The organism is Kocuria sp. CPCC 205263, assembly GCF_040981075.1.
In the GTDB taxonomy this organism is placed as follows: Bacteria; Actinomycetota; Actinomycetes; order Actinomycetales; family Micrococcaceae; genus Kocuria; species Kocuria rosea.
Genome location: NZ_JAVKPV010000006.1, coordinates 234148 through 253874 on the forward strand (window position 1 = coordinate 234148; position 19727 = coordinate 253874).

The 19727-nt window shown below is 72.8% G+C and carries 17 protein-coding genes; 7 read left to right on the forward strand and 10 right to left on the reverse strand.

Annotated elements, in window-relative coordinates; genetic code table 11:
- Positions 1-31: 31 nt before the first annotated feature.
- Together RF647_RS11770 and RF647_RS11775 are read left to right on the forward strand one after the other, a co-directional pair.
- A complete protein-coding gene (locus RF647_RS11770; RefSeq protein ID WP_368811847.1) occupies positions 32-1258 on the forward strand; it encodes an amidohydrolase in 1227 nt (408 codons plus the stop codon).
- Positions 1255-2712, forward strand: coding sequence for an amidase (locus tag RF647_RS11775; RefSeq protein WP_368811848.1), 1458 nt, complete (start codon positions 1255-1257; stop codon positions 2710-2712). The genes RF647_RS11770 and RF647_RS11775 overlap by 4 nt, the downstream gene beginning before the upstream one ends.
- Positions 2713-2763: 51 nt before the next feature.
- Here RF647_RS11775 and RF647_RS11780 read toward each other — a convergent pair whose 3' ends face one another.
- The 6 genes from RF647_RS11780 to RF647_RS11805 form a co-directional block, all read right to left on the reverse strand.
- Positions 2764-3393 (reverse strand): methylated-DNA--[protein]-cysteine S-methyltransferase, encoded by a 630-nt coding sequence (locus RF647_RS11780; RefSeq protein ID WP_368811849.1) that lies wholly within the window; start codon positions 3391-3393, stop codon positions 2764-2766.
- The gene (locus RF647_RS11785; protein ID WP_368811850.1) at positions 3390-3938 is read right to left on the reverse strand and encodes an RNA polymerase sigma factor; all 549 of its coding nucleotides are present in this window, start codon (positions 3936-3938) and stop codon (positions 3390-3392) included. Before RF647_RS11785 ends, RF647_RS11780 begins: the two co-directional genes overlap by 4 nt.
- Before the next feature lie 130 nt (positions 3939-4068).
- Complete coding sequence (locus RF647_RS11790) at positions 4069-5631, reverse strand: sodium:solute symporter family protein (RefSeq protein WP_368811851.1); 1563 nt, start codon at positions 5629-5631, stop codon at positions 4069-4071.
- Positions 5632-5804: 173 nt separating this feature from the next.
- Positions 5805-7310, reverse strand: coding sequence for a tripartite tricarboxylate transporter permease (locus tag RF647_RS11795; RefSeq protein WP_368811852.1), 1506 nt, complete (start codon positions 7308-7310; stop codon positions 5805-5807).
- Between the two features lie 2 nt (positions 7311-7312).
- The gene (locus tag RF647_RS11800) at positions 7313-7888 is read right to left on the reverse strand and encodes a tripartite tricarboxylate transporter TctB family protein (RefSeq protein ID WP_368811853.1); all 576 of its coding nucleotides are present in this window, start codon (positions 7886-7888) and stop codon (positions 7313-7315) included.
- Positions 7885-8907 carry a tripartite tricarboxylate transporter substrate binding protein gene (locus tag RF647_RS11805; RefSeq protein ID WP_368811854.1) on the reverse strand — a complete coding sequence of 341 codons (1023 nt, stop codon included), beginning with the start codon at positions 8905-8907 and terminating at the stop codon, positions 7885-7887. The genes RF647_RS11800 and RF647_RS11805 overlap by 4 nt, the downstream gene beginning before the upstream one ends.
- A gap of 251 nt (positions 8908-9158) precedes the next feature.
- Here RF647_RS11805 and RF647_RS11810 point away from each other — a divergent pair, with 251 nt between their 5' ends.
- From RF647_RS11810 to RF647_RS11820, 3 genes are all read left to right on the forward strand, one after another.
- Entirely contained in the window at positions 9159-9518 is a 360-nt protein-coding gene (locus RF647_RS11810) for a universal stress protein (RefSeq protein WP_017831800.1), read from the forward strand.
- Between the two features lie 3 nt (positions 9519-9521).
- A complete protein-coding gene (locus RF647_RS11815; protein ID WP_368811855.1) occupies positions 9522-10787 on the forward strand; it encodes an MFS transporter in 1266 nt (421 codons plus the stop codon).
- A 153-nt stretch (positions 10788-10940) separates the two neighbouring features.
- The gene (locus tag RF647_RS11820; protein ID WP_368811856.1) at positions 10941-12185 is read left to right on the forward strand and encodes a heparan-alpha-glucosaminide N-acetyltransferase domain-containing protein; all 1245 of its coding nucleotides are present in this window, start codon (positions 10941-10943) and stop codon (positions 12183-12185) included.
- A 34-nt stretch (positions 12186-12219) separates the two neighbouring features.
- On the opposite strand, the gene RF647_RS11825 is transcribed toward RF647_RS11820, so the two are convergent.
- Positions 12220-13443, reverse strand: a complete 1224-nt coding sequence (locus RF647_RS11825; RefSeq protein WP_368811857.1) for a glycosyltransferase 87 family protein — start codon at positions 13441-13443, stop codon at positions 12220-12222.
- Between the two features lie 64 nt (positions 13444-13507).
- The gene (locus RF647_RS11830; RefSeq protein ID WP_368811858.1) at positions 13508-14848 is read right to left on the reverse strand and encodes a glycosyltransferase 87 family protein; all 1341 of its coding nucleotides are present in this window, start codon (positions 14846-14848) and stop codon (positions 13508-13510) included.
- Positions 14849-15099: 251 nt separating this feature from the next.
- On the opposite strand from RF647_RS11830, the gene mptB reads away from it, so the two are divergent.
- A complete protein-coding gene (mptB, locus tag RF647_RS11835) occupies positions 15100-16683 on the forward strand; it encodes a polyprenol phosphomannose-dependent alpha 1,6 mannosyltransferase MptB (protein WP_368811859.1) in 1584 nt (527 codons plus the stop codon).
- 18 nt (positions 16684-16701) lie between these two features.
- On the opposite strand, the gene RF647_RS11840 is transcribed toward mptB, so the two are convergent.
- Both RF647_RS11840 and RF647_RS11845 read right to left on the reverse strand, forming a co-directional pair.
- Positions 16702-18243, reverse strand: coding sequence for a sensor histidine kinase (locus RF647_RS11840; protein WP_368811860.1), 1542 nt, complete (start codon positions 18241-18243; stop codon positions 16702-16704).
- Entirely contained in the window at positions 18243-18992 is a 750-nt protein-coding gene (locus RF647_RS11845) for a response regulator transcription factor (RefSeq protein WP_017831807.1), read from the reverse strand. Before RF647_RS11845 ends, RF647_RS11840 begins: the two co-directional genes overlap by 1 nt.
- Positions 18993-19196: 204 nt before the next feature.
- Between RF647_RS11845 and RF647_RS11850 the strand changes: the two genes are divergently transcribed.
- The gene (locus RF647_RS11850; protein ID WP_368811861.1) at positions 19197-19625 is read left to right on the forward strand and encodes a hypothetical protein; all 429 of its coding nucleotides are present in this window, start codon (positions 19197-19199) and stop codon (positions 19623-19625) included.
- Positions 19626-19727 lie beyond the last annotated feature (102 nt).

A 19727-nucleotide genomic window follows, 5' to 3' on the forward strand; every position in this document is an offset into this window, starting at 1 on the left:
CCGCCCCGCACCCCGCCCACGAGAGGACGTCATGACCACGACCCTGCCCGAGATCCCCGCCGAGCTGCGCGAGGACCTGCACACCCTGTACCGCCACCTGCACGGCGCCCCCGAGCTGTCCATGCAGGAGCACACGACCGCCGAGCTGATCCGGGCGCGGATGGACGCCCTCGGCTGCGAGACCTTCGTCTGCGGCGGCACCGGGGTGGTGGCCGTGCTGCGCAACGGCGAGGGGCCGGTGGTCGGCTTCCGCGCGGACACCGACGCCCTTCCCGTGGCGGAGGACACCGGCCTGGACTACGCCTCGACCGCCCGGGGCGTGCTGCCCGACGGGACCGAGGTCCCCGTCATGCACGCGTGCGGGCACGACACCCACATCACGAGCGCCGTCGGCGCGGCCACCCTGCTGGCCGGGAACCGCGACGCCTGGGCCGGGACCGTGGTCTTCCTGTTCCAGCCGGGCGAGGAGACCGCCGAGGGCGCGATGGCCATGCTGCAGGACGGCCTGTGGGACCGCGCCCCCCGCCCCGAGATCGTCTACGGCCAGCACGTCTGGCCCGGGCGCGCCGGCCAGGTGGAGCTCACCAGCGGCCCGGCCATGGCCATGGCCGACGGCTGGAAGGTCACGGTCCACGGCCGGGGCGGCCACGGCTCCCGGCCCGAGGACACGATCGACCCCGTGGTGCTCGCGGCCCACATGGTGGTGCGGATCCAAAGCATCGTCTCCCGCGAGATCCCCGCGCAGCAGGCGGCGGTGATCACCATCGCCAGCTTCCACGCCGGGCTCAAGGAGAACATCATCCCGGCGGTCGCGGAGTTCACCGTCAACGTCCGCAACCTGGACGCCGACGTCCGGGAGCAGGTGCTGGCAGCGCTCCGGCGGGTCATCCGCGGGGAGGCCGTGACCTCCGGGGCGCCGGAGCCCCGGATCGACGAGATCTACACCTTTCCGCTGCTCGTCAACGACCCGGCGGAGACGGACTCCCTCCGCGCCGTGCTCGGTGCGGCCCTCGGCGCGGAGAACGTCCTGGACCGCCCCGCGCAGATGGGCAGCGAGGACTTCGGGCACCTGCCCGACGCTATCGGGGTGCCCGGTGTCTACTGGTTCTTCGGCGGGATGTCCGACGAGGCGGTCGACGGCGACGCGCCGGTGCCGACCAACCACTCGCCGTTCTTCGCCCCCGTCGTGGAGCCCACGCTGAGCACCGGCGTCACGGCCGCGGTCAGCGCGATCCTCTCCCGCGTGGGCACCCGATGAGGGGGGACACCGGGACCGCGGAGCTGCTCCGGCTCTCCGCGCGGGAGCTCGCCGCGGCCGTCCGGGCCCGCACGGTCTCCGCGCGGGAGGTGCTCGACGCCCACTTCGCCCGGATCGACGCCGTGAACCCCGCCGTGAACGCCGTGGTCACGCAGGTCCGCGAGCAGGCGTACGCGGCCGCCGCCCGCGCCGACGAGCTCACCGCCGCCACGCCCGCCGACGAGCTGCCGCCCCTGCACGGGGTGCCGATGACGCACAAGGACACCCACGCCACCGCCGGGATCCGCACCACGTCCGGCTCCCCGGTGTTCGCCGAGCACGTCCCGGAGCACGACGACCTGATCGTCGCCCGGTTCACGGCGGCCGGGGTGATCAGCACCGGGAAGAACAACGTGCCCGAGTTCGCCGCGGGCTCCCACAGCTTCAACGAGGTCTTCGGGACCACGCACAACCCCTGGGCGCTGGACCGCAGCGCGGGCGGGTCCAGCGGCGGGGCGGCCGCGGCGATCGCGTCCCGGATCCAGCCCCTGGGCGACGGCTCCGACATGGGCGGGTCCCTGCGCAACCCGGCCGCGTTCTGCGGCATCGCCGGCTTCCGGCCCTCCGCAGGGGTCGTGCCCTCGGCGCCCACCGGCAACGCCTGGGCGTGGCTGGGCCGCTCCGGTCCGCTGGCCCGCAGCGTGGACGACCTCGCCCTGGCCATGTCCGTGCTGGCCGGCCCCGACCCGCGGATCCCCCTGGACTGCCCGGCGCCGCGGACCGGGTTCCGGGCGCTCGCGGCGGAGGACCCGCCCGACCCGGGGGCCCGCCCCCTGGCCGGCGTGCGGATCGGGCTGAGCACGGACTTCGGCCTCGGCGTCCCGGTGGAGCCGGAGATCGTCGAGGTGCTGGTCGCCCAGGCGCGGGTGTTCGAGGAGCTGGGTGCCGTGGTCGAGGAGGCCGTCCCGGACCTGCGCGACGCCGACGAGGTGTTCGACGTGACCCGGGCCTTCGACATGGCCGTCGCCCTGCGCACCGTGGTCGCGGAGCACCGCGAGCTCGTGAAGCCGGAGATCGTGTGGAACGTCGAGAAGGGACTGGCACTGACCGCCGGGCAGCTCATGGACGCCGCCCTGGCGCGCACGCGCCTGCACGAGGCGGTGCGCGCGTTCTTCGACCGCTGGGACGTGCTGCTGACCCCCACCTCCCAGGTGCTGCCGTTCCCGTCGGCGGAGCGCTGGCCCCGCACGGTCGCGGGTATGCCGATGCAGACATATGTCGAGTGGATGCGCTCGGCGAGCCTGATCTCGGCCACCGGGTGCCCGGCCGTCTCGGTGCCGGGCGGCTTCAGCCCGGGAGGGCTGCCCGTGGGGCTGCAGCTCGTCGCCGCCCACGGGCGCGACGTCGAGCTGCTCCGGACCGCCCGCGCCTACGACCACGCCACCCGGCACGCGGACGCCGCGCCGCGCCTCTGAGGTGCGGCGCGGAGCCGGCACGCCGGGTCGTGCCGGGGCGGCCGGTCCTGCTCAGGCCGCGGTCTCCAGCTCGAGCAGCGCCGCCTTGGCCTCCAGGCCGCCGACGTACCCGCCCAGGCCACCGTCGCCGCGCAGCACGCGGTGGCACGGGACCACCACCGGCAGCGGGTTCGCGGCGCAGGCCGTGCCCACCGCCCGCACGGCCTGCGGGCGCCCGACCGACCGGGCCACCGCGCCGTAGCTCTCCGTGCGGCCGTAGCCGATCTCGGGCAGGTGCTCCTGGACCAGGCGCCGGAACCCGTGCGAGAGCGACCGGTCCAGCGGGAGGTCGAAGCCGGTGCGCGTCCCGGCGAAGTACTCCTCGAGCTGCCGGACGGCCGGTGCCAGGCGGGCCGGGGCGTGCAGCACCCGCGGGCTGATCCGGCGGGCCAGGTCCTGCAGGACCGCCTCATGGTCCTCCCGCGCGTAGGCCACCCGCACCAGCCCCTCCTCCGTGGCGGCCAGCAGCAGCACGCCCACCGGGGTGCTGACGGTCGTGTACGCGACGTCGAGCAGTCCCGCCCGGGCGGCCCCCTCCTCCAGGCGCCGGTGCAGGCCGCGCAGCACGGTCTCCGGCACGGGGTCGGCGCGGAGGCTCCGCAGGGGGGAGTGCGGGGTCGAGCCGAGGGTGTTCGTGGTCATCGGTCCTCTCCTGTCCGGTCGAGCTGGGTGCGGTTCCCGGTGCGGGTTCCGGTGCCGTTCGCGGGGGCGGTCGTGGTGAGGGCCCTGCGGAGGGCGGCCACGCCGTCCGAGGCGGCCCGGCGGGCGGCCTCCGGGGTGCCGCCGAGCAGCTCGGCGATCTGCCGGTAGGGCAGCCCGCCCAGATAGCGGTAGGCCACGGCGTGCCGCTGCTTGGGCGGCAGGGCGGCCACCGCCGCCCACAGCGGGGAGTCGTGCTCGTGCGGCGCGTCCCGGTGGGCCGGTGGCTCCGGGAGCGAGGCCACGGGCACCGCCGCCCGGGACCGGGCCCGGACGACGTCGACCGCCTTGCGGTGGGCGATCGTCACCAACCACGCCTGCACGTTCGCCGTGGCCGGCAGGTCCGGGTACGCCCGCAGTGCGGCCAGGAACGTCTCCGACCACGCGTCCTCGGCGTCCGCGGACGTGCTCAGCACGGCCCGGCAGACCCGCCACACCACGGGGCCGTGCCGGGTCACCTGCGTCTCGAAAGGCTCTTTCGTGTCCATCACCTCGTAGACGTCCGCACCGGACGAAACGTGAGATCGGCGCGGACGGATCTCCTCCATCCTGACGCACCCACCCGCACCCGCACCCGCACCCGCTGCCGCCCTTGGCGGGACCCGCCGGGCCGAGTCCTCAGACCCCGGCCGGGACCGGCGGGTCGGCCTGCTGCGCGGGGACCGGGGCCGTGCGGACCCGGGGCGTGAAGCCGGAGGGGGTCTGCTCGCGGTAGAGCCGGTACAGCTCGAGCCGCTGCGTGTCCGTCTCGACCTGGGCGCGAGCCGCGGTGAGGCCGACCAGGACGTAGGTGAGCCAGCCCAGGGCCCCGGCCACGAGGGTGGCCCAGCCGTCGAAGGCACTGGTGACGAGGGTGTTCTCGAGGTGGAAGAGGTCGTTCGGGGCGCCGTAGATCGTGGGCGTCAGCGCGAGGAACACCAGCCGGCTGGTCAGGCCCACGCACGCCGCGGCCAGGGCGGCCCGGGCGCCGGGGCGCCGCCAGAAGGTGCCCAGGATGAACGAGGCGGACAGGCTCGCGAGCATGAGGTCGAAGGCCAGGGTCAGCAGGATCCCGGTCTGGCTGACCCGCACGGCCAGCAGGATCCCGATGACCACCACCGGCAGCATGGCCAGGCGCGTCCAGCGCAGCAGCGGGTCGTGGGCGCCGGAGATCTCGGTGCGGCGGACGTTGAAGACGTTGCGCACGGTCACGGCGGAGGTGGCCAGGATGGCCCCGGAGGCCGTGGAGAAGGACGCGGCCACGATGCCCGAGAGCACGAGCACGGCCAGCAGCGGGGGAGCGTACTCGCCCAGCAACGTGTAGAGGATGGGGCCGTTCTCCGCGGAGAGCCCCAGCACGGAGGAGGCAGTGAGGGCCACGAGGGCGAAGATCGTGCCGATGACCGCGGTGGTGCCGGCGGCCACGAAGCACGAGCGCTGGGCCACCTTGGGGCTCTTGGCCCCGAAGATCCGCTGCATGAAGTCGATCGCCACGAGGTCGCCGATGCCGAGGGCGATGAGCGTGGCCCAGTTGATCGGGGCGCCGGCCTCCGAGCTCGTGAGCTGCTCGAGGTCGAACGGGCCCATCCCTTCAGGGATCACGATGCCGTAGGTCAGGGCGACCCACACGATCAGCGCCACGGCGGCCACCACGGTGATCACGGTCTGCAGCACCGCCGTGTAGGCGTCGGAGAACAGCCCGCCGGCCAGGGTGTAGCTGAGCACCAGGGCACTGGCCACGACCACGCCGATCGAGTACGGGACGTTCGCGAAGTACTCGAGCAGGAACCCGCACGCCACCAGGTTGCCCGCGAGCAGGAAGGTGAAGGCGAAGATCATGATCACGGAGGCGAGCGTCTCGGTGGTCCGGCCGTACCGGATCCGGAAGAAGTCCCCCAGGGTGAACAGCCGCAGCCGGTTCATGGGCTTGGCCAGGAACAGCCCGGCGAGCAGCAGGCACACCGCCAGGCCGAGGGCCAGGGAGGCGCCGGCCCAGAAGCCGTAGCCGGAGGTGAGGTCCGTGTTGCCCACGGTGGCGTTCGAGTCCACGGCCGCCGCGGTCAGGGACACCGCGACCAGCGGCATCCCCAGCTGCCGGCCGGCCACGAGATAGTTGGTGCTGTCGCCGTCCACCTTGCGCGCCATGAGCACGCCGATGATGAGCACCGCCAGCACGGTGATGCCGACCCCGAGAATGATCATGTGCTTCTCCCCGCCTGGGCTCCGCCGAGCGGAGTTCCTGTCATCTGACAGGTAAAGCATGTCCGGGGGGTGCGGCGCGGTGGTTTCTCCTCCGTAACGTCTGTGTTTAACCGCAGCGCCCCGCCCCGAGGACTTCCGGGGCGGGGCGCTGCGGCATGCGGAGGGGCCAGGGACTACACGTCCTGCCGGGCGCGGTTGACGATCTTGGACCGGACGGTCAGCGCCAGCACGATGAACAGCAGGCCGTAGAGCACCAGCGGGATGGGGCCGGTGACGAAGACCGAGTAGTCGCCGTTGGAGGACAGCAGGGCGTCGCGCATGCTGGTCTCGGCCAGCGGGCCCAGGACCATGCCGATCATCAGCGGGGCCAGAGGCACGCCGTGGCGGCGCATCGTGAAACCGATCAGGGCGATGCCCAGCAGCAGCAGCAGGTCGAAGACCGCCCCCGAGGTGGCGTAGACGCCGAGCCCGCAGAACACGGTGATCCCGGCATAGAGGTAGGGCTTGGGGATCAGCAGCAGCTTCGCCCAGTACTGGGCGAAGGGCAGGTTGATGATCAGCAGCACGATCATCGCGATGAAGAAGCTGGCCAGCAGCGCCCACACCAGATCCGGTGCGCGGTCGAACAGCAGCGGGCCGGGCTGCAGACCGTACTGCTGGAACGCGGCGAGCATGATCGCCGCGGTCGCCGAGACCGGCAGACCCAGGGCCAGCAGCGCGCCCATCGCTGTGCCGGTGGTGGCGTTGCCGGCGGCCTCGGGGGCGGCCAGGCCGCGGATGGCGCCCTTGCCGAACATGGGGTTCGGGCGGCGGCGGTCGATGCGGCGCTCGACGTCGTAGGAGATGAAGGTGGGGATCTCCGCGCCGCCGGCGGGGATGACGCCGAAGGGCAGGCCGATCGCGGTGCCGCGGGCCCAGGCCGGGGCGGCCTCCTTGAGCTCGGCGCGGGAGAGGTACGGGCGTCCCGCGGCGGAGATCTGCATGGCGGCGGGGTCGCGGCGGATCCGGGAGGCCACGAAGAACACCTCGCCCAGGGCGAGGATGGCCACGGTGACGGTGACCAGGGAGATGCCGTCGAACATCTGCGGGACCCCGAAGCTGAAGCGCTCGGTGCCGGAGATGGAGTCGATGCCCACGGTCGCGAAGCCCAGGCCCAGGACCAGGGCGGCCAGGCCCTTGACCGCGGAGTCGGAGACCACCGAGGAGGTGGCGATGAAGGCGAAGATCGCCAGGGCGAAGAACTCGGCCGGGCCGAAGTTGGCGGAGAAGTCCGCCAGCGCCGGGGCGAGGAAAACGACCAGGCAGGCGGCGATCATGCCGCCGATGAAGGCGCCGATCGCCGCGGTGGCCAGCGCCTGCGGGGCGCGGCCGTCCTTGGCCATCTTGTGGCCCTCGAAGGTGGAGGCGATCGCGGAGGCCTGTCCGGGGGTGTTCATCAGGATGGCCATGGTGGAGTCGCCGAACATGCCGCCGAAGTAGACGCCGGCGAACATGATGAAGGCGGCGGTGGGGTCCAGGGCGAAGGTCATGGGCAGCAGCAGGGCCACCGCCATGGAGGAGCCCAGGCCCGGGAGCACGCCCACGGCGGTGCCCAGGAGGCAGCCGATGAGGACCCACAGCAGGTTCATCGGGGTCAGTGCGCCGGCGAAGCCGCCGGCGAGCAGTTCGAGTGCTTCCATGATCAGAAACCGCCTCCCAGGATGCCGGACGGGAGGTTCAGGCCCAGGCCGGCGGAGAATGCCAGATAGATCGCGCTGGACAGGACCAGGGCGAGCGAGATGTCGAACAGGGCCCGGGTGCTGCCGAAGCCGCGGGCCACGGCCCAGAACAGCAGGGCGGCGGCCAGGATCCAGCCCAGGAACTCGATGGTCAGGGCGAAGACCAGGAACCCGGCCACGGACCAGATCACCGCGGACCAGTCCGAGTGCGTCCGATACGTGCTCTCCGAGAGCTCCTGGGGGTGCTCGGGGGAGCGCAGGTAGTGCAGCACCAGCAGGGCGGCCAGGAGGTAGCCCGCCACCATGAGGATGCCGGGGAAGAACTTCGGGCCTGGGAAATCGGTGCCCTCGGGCACCTCCATGGTGAGGATGCCGATCAGCAGGTACGTGCTGAAGCCTGCCAGGAGCAGCGGCACGACCAGCCCGCTGCGCCCGTGCATCCGTCCTCCGCGAGGCGGCACGTCACGGCCGGCGGGGACGCCGCCGTGGCCGTCGTCCGCGACCTCGGCGGACGGGGGCGTGGGAAAAGATGTGCTCACAGGTCCAACTCCTCGATGAGGGCCTCGATCTCGGCCCGGTCTTCCGCGATGAACTGCTCGAACTCCGGCCCGGTCAGGTAGACGTCCTGCCACTGGTTGCGCTCGAGGGCCTCGCGCCACTCCGGGGTCTCCACGGTCTCCGCGATGATCGCCTCCAGTTCGGCGAACTCCTCGTCGGTGATGCCAGGAGGCGCCACCATGCCGCGCCAGTTCGTCAGCTCGACGTCGTAGCCCTGCTCCTTGAAGGTCGGGGCGTCGAAGCCCTCGAGCCGCTCGGGCGCGGCGATCCCGAGGATCTTCAGGCGCCCGGCCTCGACCTGGTCGGCGAACTCGGTGAAGCCCGAGGTGGCCGCCTTGGCGGTGCCGGAGGAGATCGTCTGGATCGCCTCGCCGCCGGAGGTCTTGGGGATGTAGGTGAGGTCCGCGGGGTCGATCCCGGCCTGCAGGGCCAGGTCCGCGATGATGAGGTGGTCGATCGACCCTGCGGAGCCGCCCGTGAACGGGAAGGCCTTCGGGTTCTTCTTCCAGTCGGCGATCAGCTCGTCGAGGGTGTCGTACGGGGAATCGGCCGGCACCACGAGCGCGTCGTACTCTTCCGCCATGCGGGCGATCGGCCGGACGTCGTCGAGACCCACCGGGGAGTCGTTGAGCGCGACGCCGCCCAGCATGACCGTTCCGGTGGACATGATGGTGCTCGCCTGGCCCTCCATGGTGGTGAGCTGGCCCAGACCGATCGTTCCGCCCGCGCCCGGGATGTTGACCACCTGGGCGTTGTTGACGATGTTGTTGGTGCGCATCGCCTGCTGCTGCTCGCGCACGAACGTGTCCCAGCCGCCGCCGGCACCGGCCGGGGCGATCAGGGTCATGTTCGCGCGCAGGTCCGACCCACCGCTCGCGGCCTGGATCGAGGTGAACGAGGCCAAGCCGATCACGGCGGCGGCGACGACGCCGTAGACCGTCATGACGATCGGGTGCCGGCGTCGCGTGCCCTGCTGGGCCTGATCTGGTGGTGAACTCACGGGGATCCACTTTCCTGGGTCGGAGGGTGCGGGTGCATGGCTCGGTCCGAGCCTCTCCTGACGACGATAAGTGACCCGGGTCACGCGACGGCCGTTGATCCACCTTTCGTGCGTACTGATCGTTGTGCTGGTTCTGCGCATTCTGCTCACGCCGGAAGAGACGTCCCTCACACGTTCGGCCGTAGGGTGGACCTCGTTTTGTACGCCCCTTTCCCACCACCCGATTTCCCCACCCCACCGCGGAGGCTCCCATGACCGTCGTCGTTGCCCGAACCAGCACCCCCGAGGGCGAGGCCGCGCTCGCGGCCGCGGTCGAGGAGGCCGGACGCCGCCAGGAGGACCTGCTGGTCTTCAACCTCGAGGGTGCCCAGCTCGACCCCGAGGGGAGCGAGCTGAACGGCGTGCCCGTCACCTTCCGCACCCCCGACACCCGCAACCGGGACGCCGTGGGCGAGCTCCTCGACGCCGCAGAGCAGGTGAACGCCTCCGCCGTGGTGATCGGCGTGAAGCACCGCAGCCCCGTGGGCAAGCTGCTGCTCGGCAGCGCCGCCCAGCAGGTGCTCCTCGAGGCCAACGCCCCGGTGATCGCGGTCAAGCCCCGGCGCTCCTGAGGCATGGCCTCGACCGCTCCGGGGGCCCGGTCCGGGGCGTGGCTGTGGTTCCTTGTGGCCGGGGCCCTGCTCACGCAGACCGCCCTGAACCTGGTGCGCCCGGTCACCACCTACAAGCTGCTGTCCCTGGACGCCGACTCCGTGACGGTCGGCCTGGTCACCGCCGCCTACGCCGTGGTCCCGCTCGTCACGGCCATGTGGCTGGGCCGGATGACCGACCGGGTGCGGGACCTGCGGACCATGGTGGTCGTCGGCGCCCTGGTCCTGGCCCTCGGCGCGGGTGCGCTGGCCCTGGCGCCCAGCGTGGCGCTCGTCGCCGTGGCGAGCGCCCTGCTGGGCATGGGGCACCTGGTGTTCACCATCGCCGGGCAGTCGGCGGTCGCCCGCTTCTCCCCGCCGGACCAGCTGGACAAGGGCTTCGGCTGGTTCACCGCCGCCTTCTCCGCCGGGCAGCTGGTGGGTCCGCTGCTGGTCGGGGTGCTCCTGGGCACGGGCAGCGACGTCGCCTCGCCCGAGCGGGTCGCCGACATCACCCTGTCCCTGTGGATCGGGGCCGGGCTCTCGGTGCTCGTGGTGCCCGTCATGCTCCTGCGCCGGCCGGCGTCCGGGGCCGCCGGGGCGCCCGCCCGGAGCGACGACGACGCTGCCGCGGAACAGGCGGCTCCCGCCACCGGTGAGCTCGAGGTGGTCCCGGCAACGGCGCCGCGGGCGTCGATGCTGCGGATCCTCAAGGTCCCCGGCATCCCGTCCCACATGCTGGCGTCCCTGGCCCTGCTCGCGATGCTCGACATCCTCACGGCCTTCCTGCCGCTGGTGGGGGAGCGGGCCGGGGTCTCCCCGGCGTGGATCGGCGTCCTGCTGGCCGTGCGCGGCGGCGCCTCGATCGTCTCGCGCGTCCTGCTGCCGTGGCTCGCGCACCGGATGTCCCGCCGGGCGCTGCTGCTGGTCAGCCTCTACGGCGCCGGCATCACCCTGGCCGTCCCGCCGGCCGTCATCACGGTGCCGTGGCTCGCCGCGGTGCTCCTGTTCGTGGGCGGCTTCTGCCTGGGCCTGGGCCAGCCGATCACCATGACCCTGGTCTCCACCGCTGTGCCCTCCTCTTGGCGGGGCTCGGCGCTCGCCGTGCGGTTGGTCGGCAACCGGGCGGGGCAGGTCGCCATGCCGCTGCTGGCCGGCCTGGTGGCCGCGCCGCTCGGCCCGGCCGGGGCGATCTGGTCCACGTGCGCGGTGCTGCTGGTCAGCGGGCTGGAGAAGACCGTGCGGCGGTAGCCGGGCGCGGGGGACCACTTCGACAGCCCCGGCACAGGGACGCCACAACGGCGGCACAATCCCGGCTGGTCAGCTGGAGGACGAGAAGGACCGAGAGGTCCGGGCCGGCGGGCGGGAGCTCGTCGGCACGTCCGACAGAAGGAACCCGCCGCCATGGTCAACGTCCACCACCCTGCACCCGGTGCACGGTCAGCAGAGGAGGACCCGGTCCTGCCGCTGGTCCGCAGGCGCCGGCTCGTGGGGGTCGACGCCGCCCGGGGCCTCGCCCTGGTCGGGATGATGTCGATCCACATCCTGCCCGCCTGGAACCCCGAGACCTACGGGCCCACGCTGCAGTGGGAGCTGTTCGCGGGCCGCGCCGCGGCCCTCTTCGCCCTGCTGGCCGGGGTGGGCCTGGCCTTCTCCTCCGGCGGGCGCACCCCGCACCGGGGCCGGACGATGACCGCGGACCGCATGGGGCTGCTCGTCCGGGCCGTGGTGATCACCGGGCTGGGGCTGCTGATCAACCAGGTCATGCCGGCGGACCCGCCCGCCTACGACATCCTCGTCTACTACGGCATGTTCTTCCTGCTGGCGATCCCCTTCCTGCACCTGCCGGCGCGGACGCTGTTCGGTCTCGCCGCCGCGGCCGCCGTGGTGGGGCCGGTGCTGATGCAGGCGCTCCGGGGAGTGCTGCCCGCGCTGGAGGTGTACAACCCGACCTTCGCCGACGTGCTCGCCGAGCCGGGGACCGTCCTGGCCCAGGTGCTGTTCACCGGCACCTATCCCGCGGTCCCGTACCTGGCCTACGTGCTCGCCGGGATGGCCATCGGCCGGCTGAACCTGCGGGCCGTGCGCGTCCAGGGCCGGCTGCTGGGGGCGGGACTCGCCCTGGCCGTGGGAGCGTGGCTGGTGTACTGGGTGCTGGTCCTCCAGTCCGGGGGCTACGACCAGCTCATGAGCTCCACCCCGTGGCTGAGCGAGGACCTGATCGACGAGATCATCGTCTGGGGACCGGACCCGGTCCTGCCCGACACCTCCTGGTGGTGGCTGCTGATCCCCGGTCCGCACACCAACACCCCGGTGGCGATCCTCCAGGACCTCGGCTCCGGCGCCGCCGTGCTGGGTCTCCTCCTCCTCGTGGCCCGGCGGGCCGGTGCCTGGCTGCTGCCGCTGAGCGCCATGGGGTCGATGACCCTGACGCTCTACTCGGCGCACCTGCTGGCCCTCGCCGCCATGCTCCACTACGAGGTGCCGCTCCTGTGGTTCCTCATCCACGTGGCGGTCGCGGCGCTGTTCGCAGTGGCCTGGCAGCGCGCCTTCGGCCGGGGCCCGCTGGAGCGGCTCCTGGCCCGGGCCGCCGGCGCCGCCCGCGGTCTGGCCCTGGGCGCCGGTCCGCGCGCGGCGGTGGGCCGGTGACGTCGTCGTCCCGCCGCGGGGACGGGCCGCGGGCTCAGGTGGTGGCCAGCTCCGCGGGGCGGGCGGGGACCTGCTGCAGCCGGGCAACGCGCTGCACGGACCAGCACAGCAGGACGACGAGCAGCACGTTGCGGGTGGTCAGCACGGCCGCCATCGCCGGGTGCGCGTGGATGAGCGGGGTGTAGAACAGCGGGTAGATCACGAACGTGGTGACCGCGATGCCCATCAGCAGCGCCGCCGGCGTCCGCCACCGCTGCCAGTCGTGCACCAGCCCGGCCACGACGACCGGGGCGAGCCAGATCATGAACTGCGGGGACCCCACCTTGTTGAACACGATGAACACCGCGGTCATCATCAGCGCCCCCTCGTAGAAGAGCTCCTCCCGCTCGGCCCCGCGCCGCAGCGCACGGACCAGCAGGACGGCTCCGGCGAGGACGGCGAGCACGAGCAGCGGCTGCATCAGGAACGCGACGACCTCGGTGCCGGGCCCGTAGACCTCTGTCGAGTTGATGGCCACGTTGTCGGCCATCCGCGATCCGGCCACGTCGAAGACGCTCAACCACACCCACGGGGTGGAAAACGTGGCCTCCAGCTGCATGCCGCGCTCTCCCTGGTTGACCAGGAAGTCCGCGATTTGCGGCAGACCGCCCGTCAGGTAGGTGCCCAGCACCACCGCGGCGGTGACCCCCACCCCGGCGGCCACCACCTGGACGCGCTGCCGGCAGGCGATGAACAGGGCGAGCAGGACGGCGGCCGGCCACACCTTGATCCAGGTGGCGACGCTCAGCAGCACGGAGCCGAGCACGGGCCGCTCGGCGGCGTACAGCAGTCCGATCAGCACGATCGGGGCCGCGATGCCCTCCACCCGGGCGAAGCTCAGGTAGCCCAGGAACACGGTGAAGAACAGCCACCACCAGGCCGGGGCGATGCCCTGCCAGGCCCGCCGGCCCCGCGTGAGGCAGACCAGGGCGACGGCGTTGAGCACGGTGACGATCAGCGTCCAGACCAGCAGGTAGGGGCCGGGGCCGGCGATCCCCGCCAGGAGGATCGGGATCTGCGCCAGCACCGGGTACACCCACGGGCTGATCCCGTCCCCGGCATCGGTCGGGTCGTACCCGGCCATGGCCCACTGGCGGTACTGCTCGGTGTCGCTGAAGGCCTCGCCGTGGATGACGAAGGACATCATCCAGCCCAGGAAGTACAGGTGGACGACGGCGAAGCCCCACCACACGCCGGCCGGGCGGGCGAACCAGGCCACGGCGCGGGCGGGCAGGACGGCGTCGCGGACGCCGGTCAGCCGGTCGAAGAGGGCGGCGGAGATCTCAGGCCTCCTTCGCGGCGGGCGCCGGCGCCGCGGGGGCGGGCGCCGTGGCGGGCGCGGTGGCGGGACGCAGGGTGCCCAGCTGGTACAGGCGGCGCGCAGACCACCACAGGAGCACCACCAGCAGGGCGTTGCGCAGAGTCAGCACGAGAGCCATGGCCGGGTCGTTGTGGCTCAGCTCCCAGTAGAACATCGGGTAGACGAGGAACGTGGCCACGGCGATGGCGATGAGCATGGCCGCCGGCACCCGCCACGCCCTCCAGTGGTGGGTCAGCCCCACGGCCACGGCCGGCGCCAGCCACACCATGAACTGCGGGGAGCCGACCTTGTTGAACACGATGAAGGCGGTGACCATGGTCAGCGATCCGGCCAGCAGCAGCTCGGTCCGGTCGGTGTCGCCGGACCGCTCGCCGTTGCGCAGGCCCCGGGCGATCAGGAGGGCCACCGCGGCGGCGGCCACCAGCAGCAGCGGCTGCATCAGCACCGCCATCGTCGCCGTGCCGGGGCCGTCGACCTGCATGGAGTTGATCTCCGTGTTCATGTACATTCGGGACCCGCCCACACCCAGCACGGACGACCACAGCCACGGGGTGGTGAACGTGGCCTCCAGCTGCATGCCCCGATCCCCCTGCTGGGTGAGGAAGTCGAAGAGCCTCGGCAGCGCGCCCATGGCGGCGGCGACCCCGGCCGCGGCCGCGCTGACCAGCAGACCCGCGACGACGACCGCCACCCGCCGGCGCACCACGGTGACGAGGGCGAGCACGACCGCCGCCGGCCAGACCTTCATCCAGGTGGCGACACTGAGCAGGACCGAGGCGGCCACCGGGTGCGCCACGCCGTAGACCAGGGCGACGAGCACCAGGGGGGCCGTGAGCCCGTCGACGCGGGCGAAGCCCAGCCACCCCATGAGGAAGACGAAGCCCAGCCACCACCACGCGGCGGGAACGGCGTGCCGGGCGCGTCCCCAGTCCGTCAGCTTCCCCACGGCCCAGCCGTTGAGCACGGTGATCATCAGGACCCACAGGAAGAAGAACGGCCCCGGGCCGGCCGTGCCGGCCAGCGCGACGGGCACCAGCGCCAGCACCGGATAGACCCAGGGGGTGGGCTCCCCGTTCAGGTTCTGCTCGTCGAAGCCGGCCTCGGCCCACGCGCGGTAGATGTAGGTGTCGCTGAAGGCGGCGCCGGACAGGGACAGGGACAGGGCGAATCCCAGGAACACGAGGTGCACCAGGACGAAGCCGGCGAGCAGTCCCCGCGGAGATCTCGACCAGGCGTGCCACCGCTGGGTCGCGAGGCGGTTCCGGAACCGGGTGAGCATGCTGAAGGTCGTGTCCGTGGACATGGGTCAATCCTCGTCAAGGGGGTGGGGTCGCAGGACCACAGGGCCGCTGCCCCACCATGCTACGTGGCCGGGCGCGGACCGCCCGGAACCGGGCGTCATGATCCGTGCGCAGCGACCCCGGGCCGAAGGGCGCGGCGACGTCCCGGGACGCCGGGGCCACGAGGTGGCATCATGGCTGGAACACGCTCCTGGAGAGCGCTCAGCACACCTGTCCGCCCGGCAGCGACTCACGTAGGGGATCAGCGCACGTCATGACGGCAGGGGGTTCGCATCCGGAGGGGCAGCGGAGCCGCGGGGGCCGGGCCGTCAGCACCGTCCCCTTCCGCCAGGACACGCCCGGCGTCCAGCCGGACCCGCGAGCGCACATCGCCGTCCTGCAGGGGTTCGTCGGCTCCCTGATGATGCTCGTCGGCTCGGTCGGCACCGGGTGGATCGCCAACGGCTCACCCATGGTCCGCCACCCCCTGGTCATCGCGCTGCGGGTCGAGGGGTGGGGCGTCTACGCCTGCACCGTGCTGCTGACCGTCGGCGCCATGCTGCTGGTGCGCTCCTGGCTCCGGCTCGGGCAGCGGCTCCAAAGCGGGCCGGCGGGCGCCCAGCGCTCCGTGGTGCTGGCCGTGTGCGCCTGGTCGCTGCCGCTGTTCTTCGCCGTGCCCATCTTCTCCCGGGACGTGTACGCCTACGTCGGCCAGGGCCGTCTGATGCTGGCCGGGCAGAACCCGTACACGACCGGGATCTCCGCCCTGGAGAACTGGTTCATGCTGGGCACGGACCCGACCTGGGCCGAGGCCCGGACGCCGTACGGGCCGTACTTCCTGTGGCTGGCGCGCGCGGTCGTGGCCCTCACGGGCGCGCAGCCGGATCTCTCCGTCCTGCTCTTCCGGATCCTGGCCTGCGCCGGTGTCCTGCTCTGCGTCGTGTACGTGCCCAGGCTCGCGCGGCTGCACGGGGTCGACCCGGCCCGTGCGCTGTGGATCGCGGTGGCCAACCCGCTGTTCCTCATCAGCTTCGTGGCCAGCGCGCACAACGACGCGCTGATGCTCGGACTGGCCGTGGCGGGAACGTACTTCGCGGCCACGGGCCGTCCGGTGACCGGGGTCCTCCTGGTGACCGCCTCGATCGGGATCAAGCCGATCACCATCCTCCTGCTGCCGTTCATCGGCCTCCTGTGGGCGGGGCCGAGAGCGTCCTGGCGGCGGAAGTTCGCCCTGTGGGCGGCCACGGCGGCGATCAGCTTCGGGGTGCTGCTGCTGAGCGGGCTCCCCTACCAGCTGGGCACCGGGTGGGTCTGGGCGCTGGTCGACCCCACCCCGGGGTACACCGGGTACTCGCCCTCCGGGTTCCTGGGCCAGCAGGTCCGCGACCTCGCGAACGCGGTGGGCCTGCCGGGCGCGGCCATGGCCTCCGTGCTGCGCGACGTCCTGCAGTACGCCGCCATCGGCCTGGTCCTGCTCCTGATGTTCCGCGGCGACGACCATCAGGTGGTCCGCAGGCTCGGCCTGGCGTTCGCCGCCGTGGTGCTGCTCTCCCCGATCATCCAGCCCTGGTACATCCTGTGGTTCCTCCCCTTCCTCGCCGCGACCGGCATCAGGGACAACTGGCAGATCCGCTCCCTGTACATCGTGATCACCTTCTTCGTGATCTTCGGCGCCCAGGACCAGCTCTCCGTGTGGCCCTTCATCGAGCTGACGGTCGACGCCTCGACGATCGCGTTCGTCACCGCCCTGCTGTTCACCGCCTACCTGATGCTCCTGGACCCCCACACCCGGCACCTGCTCGTCCACGGCGGCCCGGCGGGCTGGCTCGGCCGCCACCGCCGTCGTCGTCGGAGCTGAGGCGCCCGCGGCCGTCGGTCACCGGGGCGCGGCGGGCACCGCTGCGCCGGTGCCCAGGGGGAGCCTGACGGTGAAGAGCGTGCGACCCGGGCGGGACTCCACGTCCACCGTGCCGCCGTGCGCCTGCACCACCGAGCGGACGATGGACAGGCCCAGCCCGGTGCTGCCCTCCCGGGTCTGCCGGGAGGTGTCCAGGCGGCTGAAGCGCTCGAAGAGCCTGGCCTGGAACTCCCGCGGGATGCCCGGGCCGGCGTCGAGCACGGAGGCCTCCGCCCAGCCGTCCCGGGTGGCCCGCACGGCGGCGGTGATCGCGGTGCCGGGCGGGGTGTGCTTGCGGGCGTTGGAGAGCAGGTTGGCCAGCACCTGGTGGAGCTGGGCGACGTCCGCCCGCACGGGCACCGGCTCCTCCGGCACGTCCAGGGCCCAGTCGTGGTCGGGGCCCGCGGCCGAGGCGTCGGTGAGGGCCTCGAGCACGAGCTCGCCGAGGTCGACGTCCCGCAGCTCGGGGGGGCGGCCCTCGTCCAGGCGGGCGAGCAGCAGCAGGTCCTCGACCAGGGCGGTCATCCGCAGCGTCTGCTGCTCCACCCGGGCCAGAGAGGCGCGGCCGGTGCCGGTCAGGGGCTCGGTGAGCTGCAGCATGTCCGTGTAGCCGCGCACGGCCGCCAGGGGGGTGCGCAGCTCGTGGGAGGCGTCGGCCACGAACTCGCGCAGCCGGGTCTCGGAGTGCTGGCGCGCGGCCAGGGCCGAGTCCACGTTCTCGAGCAGGGAGTTCAGGGCGTGGCCCACCTCCCCGACCTCCGTGCCGGGACGGGCCAGCCCGGCGGGCACGTGCTGGTCGGCCAGGGAGACCTCGCCCGAGGCCAGCGGCAGGCGGGCGACGCGCGACGCCGCCGCCGAGACCTGTTCCAGCGGCCGCAGGGCACGGCGCACGACGACGGTCCCGGCCACCGCCGTGGTCACCAGCGCGAGCAGGCTGCCCGCGGTCATGGTGGTGACGAGCTCCGCCACGGTGTCGTCGACCGACGCGGTGGGCAGTCCGGTCACCAGCACCTGGCTGCCGTTGCGGCCGTCCCGGGCGACCGACTCGACCCGGTACTCGCCCACGGACAGGTCCACGTCGGAGAGCCGCCCCTGCTCCGTGCCCGTGGAGCGCCGAGGGTCCCCGAAGCCGCGCTCGTCCGGGGTCTCGGCCGCGAAGGCGCCCGCCTCCCGCAGGGCGGCGACGTCCTCCTCGGGCAGCGGCGCGGGCTCCCCGGACTCGGTGCGGTAGGACGCCGTGACCACCTCGTCCTCCTGCGCCACGGCCACCAGGACGCCCACCGGCTGGCCGGGGGCGTCGAGGGGGTCCCGCTCCAGGGCGGGGTCTCCGCGGGTGAAGGTCAGCGCACGCCCGGTGGCCTGGCGCAGCGATCCGTCGAGCCGCTCGACGAGGTCCTGGCGGGTGAGTTCCACGATCGTGGCGCCCAGCACGAGGAGGACCACCGCCAGGAGGACGAGCACGCCGGCGATGAGCCGGGTGGCCAGGCGCAGGCGGCGCGGGGGGAGCGGGCCGTGCGGCATCAGGACGCGGGCTTGATGACGTACCCGGCGCCGCGCACGGTGTGGATCATGGGGGCGCGGCCGGCGTCGATCCGCTTGCGGAGGTAGGAGATGTAGAGCTCCACGATGTTGGCCTGGCCCGAGAAGTCGTAGTGCCACACGTTGTCCAGGATCTGGGCCTTGGACAGGACCCGGCGCGGGTTCTCCATCAGGTAGCGCAGCAGCTCGAACTGCGTGGTGGTCAGTTCGACCGGCTCCCCGGCGCGGGTGACCTCGCGACTGTCTATGTTGAGCACCAGGTCCCCGACCACCAGGGTGGCGCTGTCCTGCGCGGCGACCCCGGAGCGCTGCACGAGCCGGTGCAGCCGGATGAGCACCTCCTCGATCGAGAACGGCTTGGTCACGTAGTCGTCCCCGCCCGAGGCGAGTCCCTCGATCCGGTCCTGGACCGTGTCCTTGGCCGTGAGGAACAGCACCGGCACCTCGGGATAGGACTGGCGGATCCGGGCCAGGACCTCCAGCCCGTCCAGGCCGGGCAGCATCCGGTCCAGGACCAGCACGTCGGGGGCGAAATCCCGCGCCTGAGCGACGGCGTCGAACCCCTCGTGGGAGATCCGAGCGTCCCACCCGCACATGCCCGTGCCCATGGCCACGAGATCGGCGAGGGCCGGCTCGTCGTCCACCACGAGCACCCGGATCGGCGAGCCGTCAGGGTGGGTCAGGCGAGGCAGGACCTCGGTGAGGACGGAGAAGCTGGAGGAGTAGGACATGGGAGCTCCCGGTGCCGGGCGGACGTGACACTGCCACTGTTGCGCACCAGATTAGGCGCACGTCCTGTGGAAGCTGTGCGCAGCCTGTGCCGTGCCGCCGGGATTCTCAGACAGGCCGGGGCGGTCGGTACAGCTCCGGCACAGACTCCGGACGGACAGTGGAACCACTCGAGCCAGCCACCCACCGGACACCCAGGAGCGGACATGCGCACCATCACCATCACCATCACCGACGCCGTCGAGGCCGCTGCCCGCGCCCAGTACGAGCGGGCCGCCCACCCCGGAGCACCCCGGTGGGAGGACTGCGCCGAGTCCGACCGCGCCGTCTACCGCCACGCGGTGCGGCCCCACATCGAGGCGGCCGCCCCGTTCATCGCCGCGCGGTCCCTGCAGGACGCGGCCACCGCCTTCGCCACCACCCGGCCCAGCGAGTCCGCCCGGCGCAGCCTCGAGTACCCGGTGGTGGAGCTGCAGGCCATGGCCTACCGGCACACGGCGGCCCAGCGCCCCGTCGTGGTGCCGTCGTCGTCGGCCACGGCCACGGCCCCGGTCACCGTTCCCGCTGCGGCGCCGCGCCGGGTGCGCGCCGTCCTCGGCGCCCTCCGTTCGTCAAGGCGCCCCGAGGCCGTGTAGACCTCGGGAGGCCCTGCGGCCGGTCGCCCGCCGGCGGGCGCGTGTCCCGCGTCACAGCGGAAGCACAGCATCCCGAAAAGCCCATCACATGTGCGCCAGCAA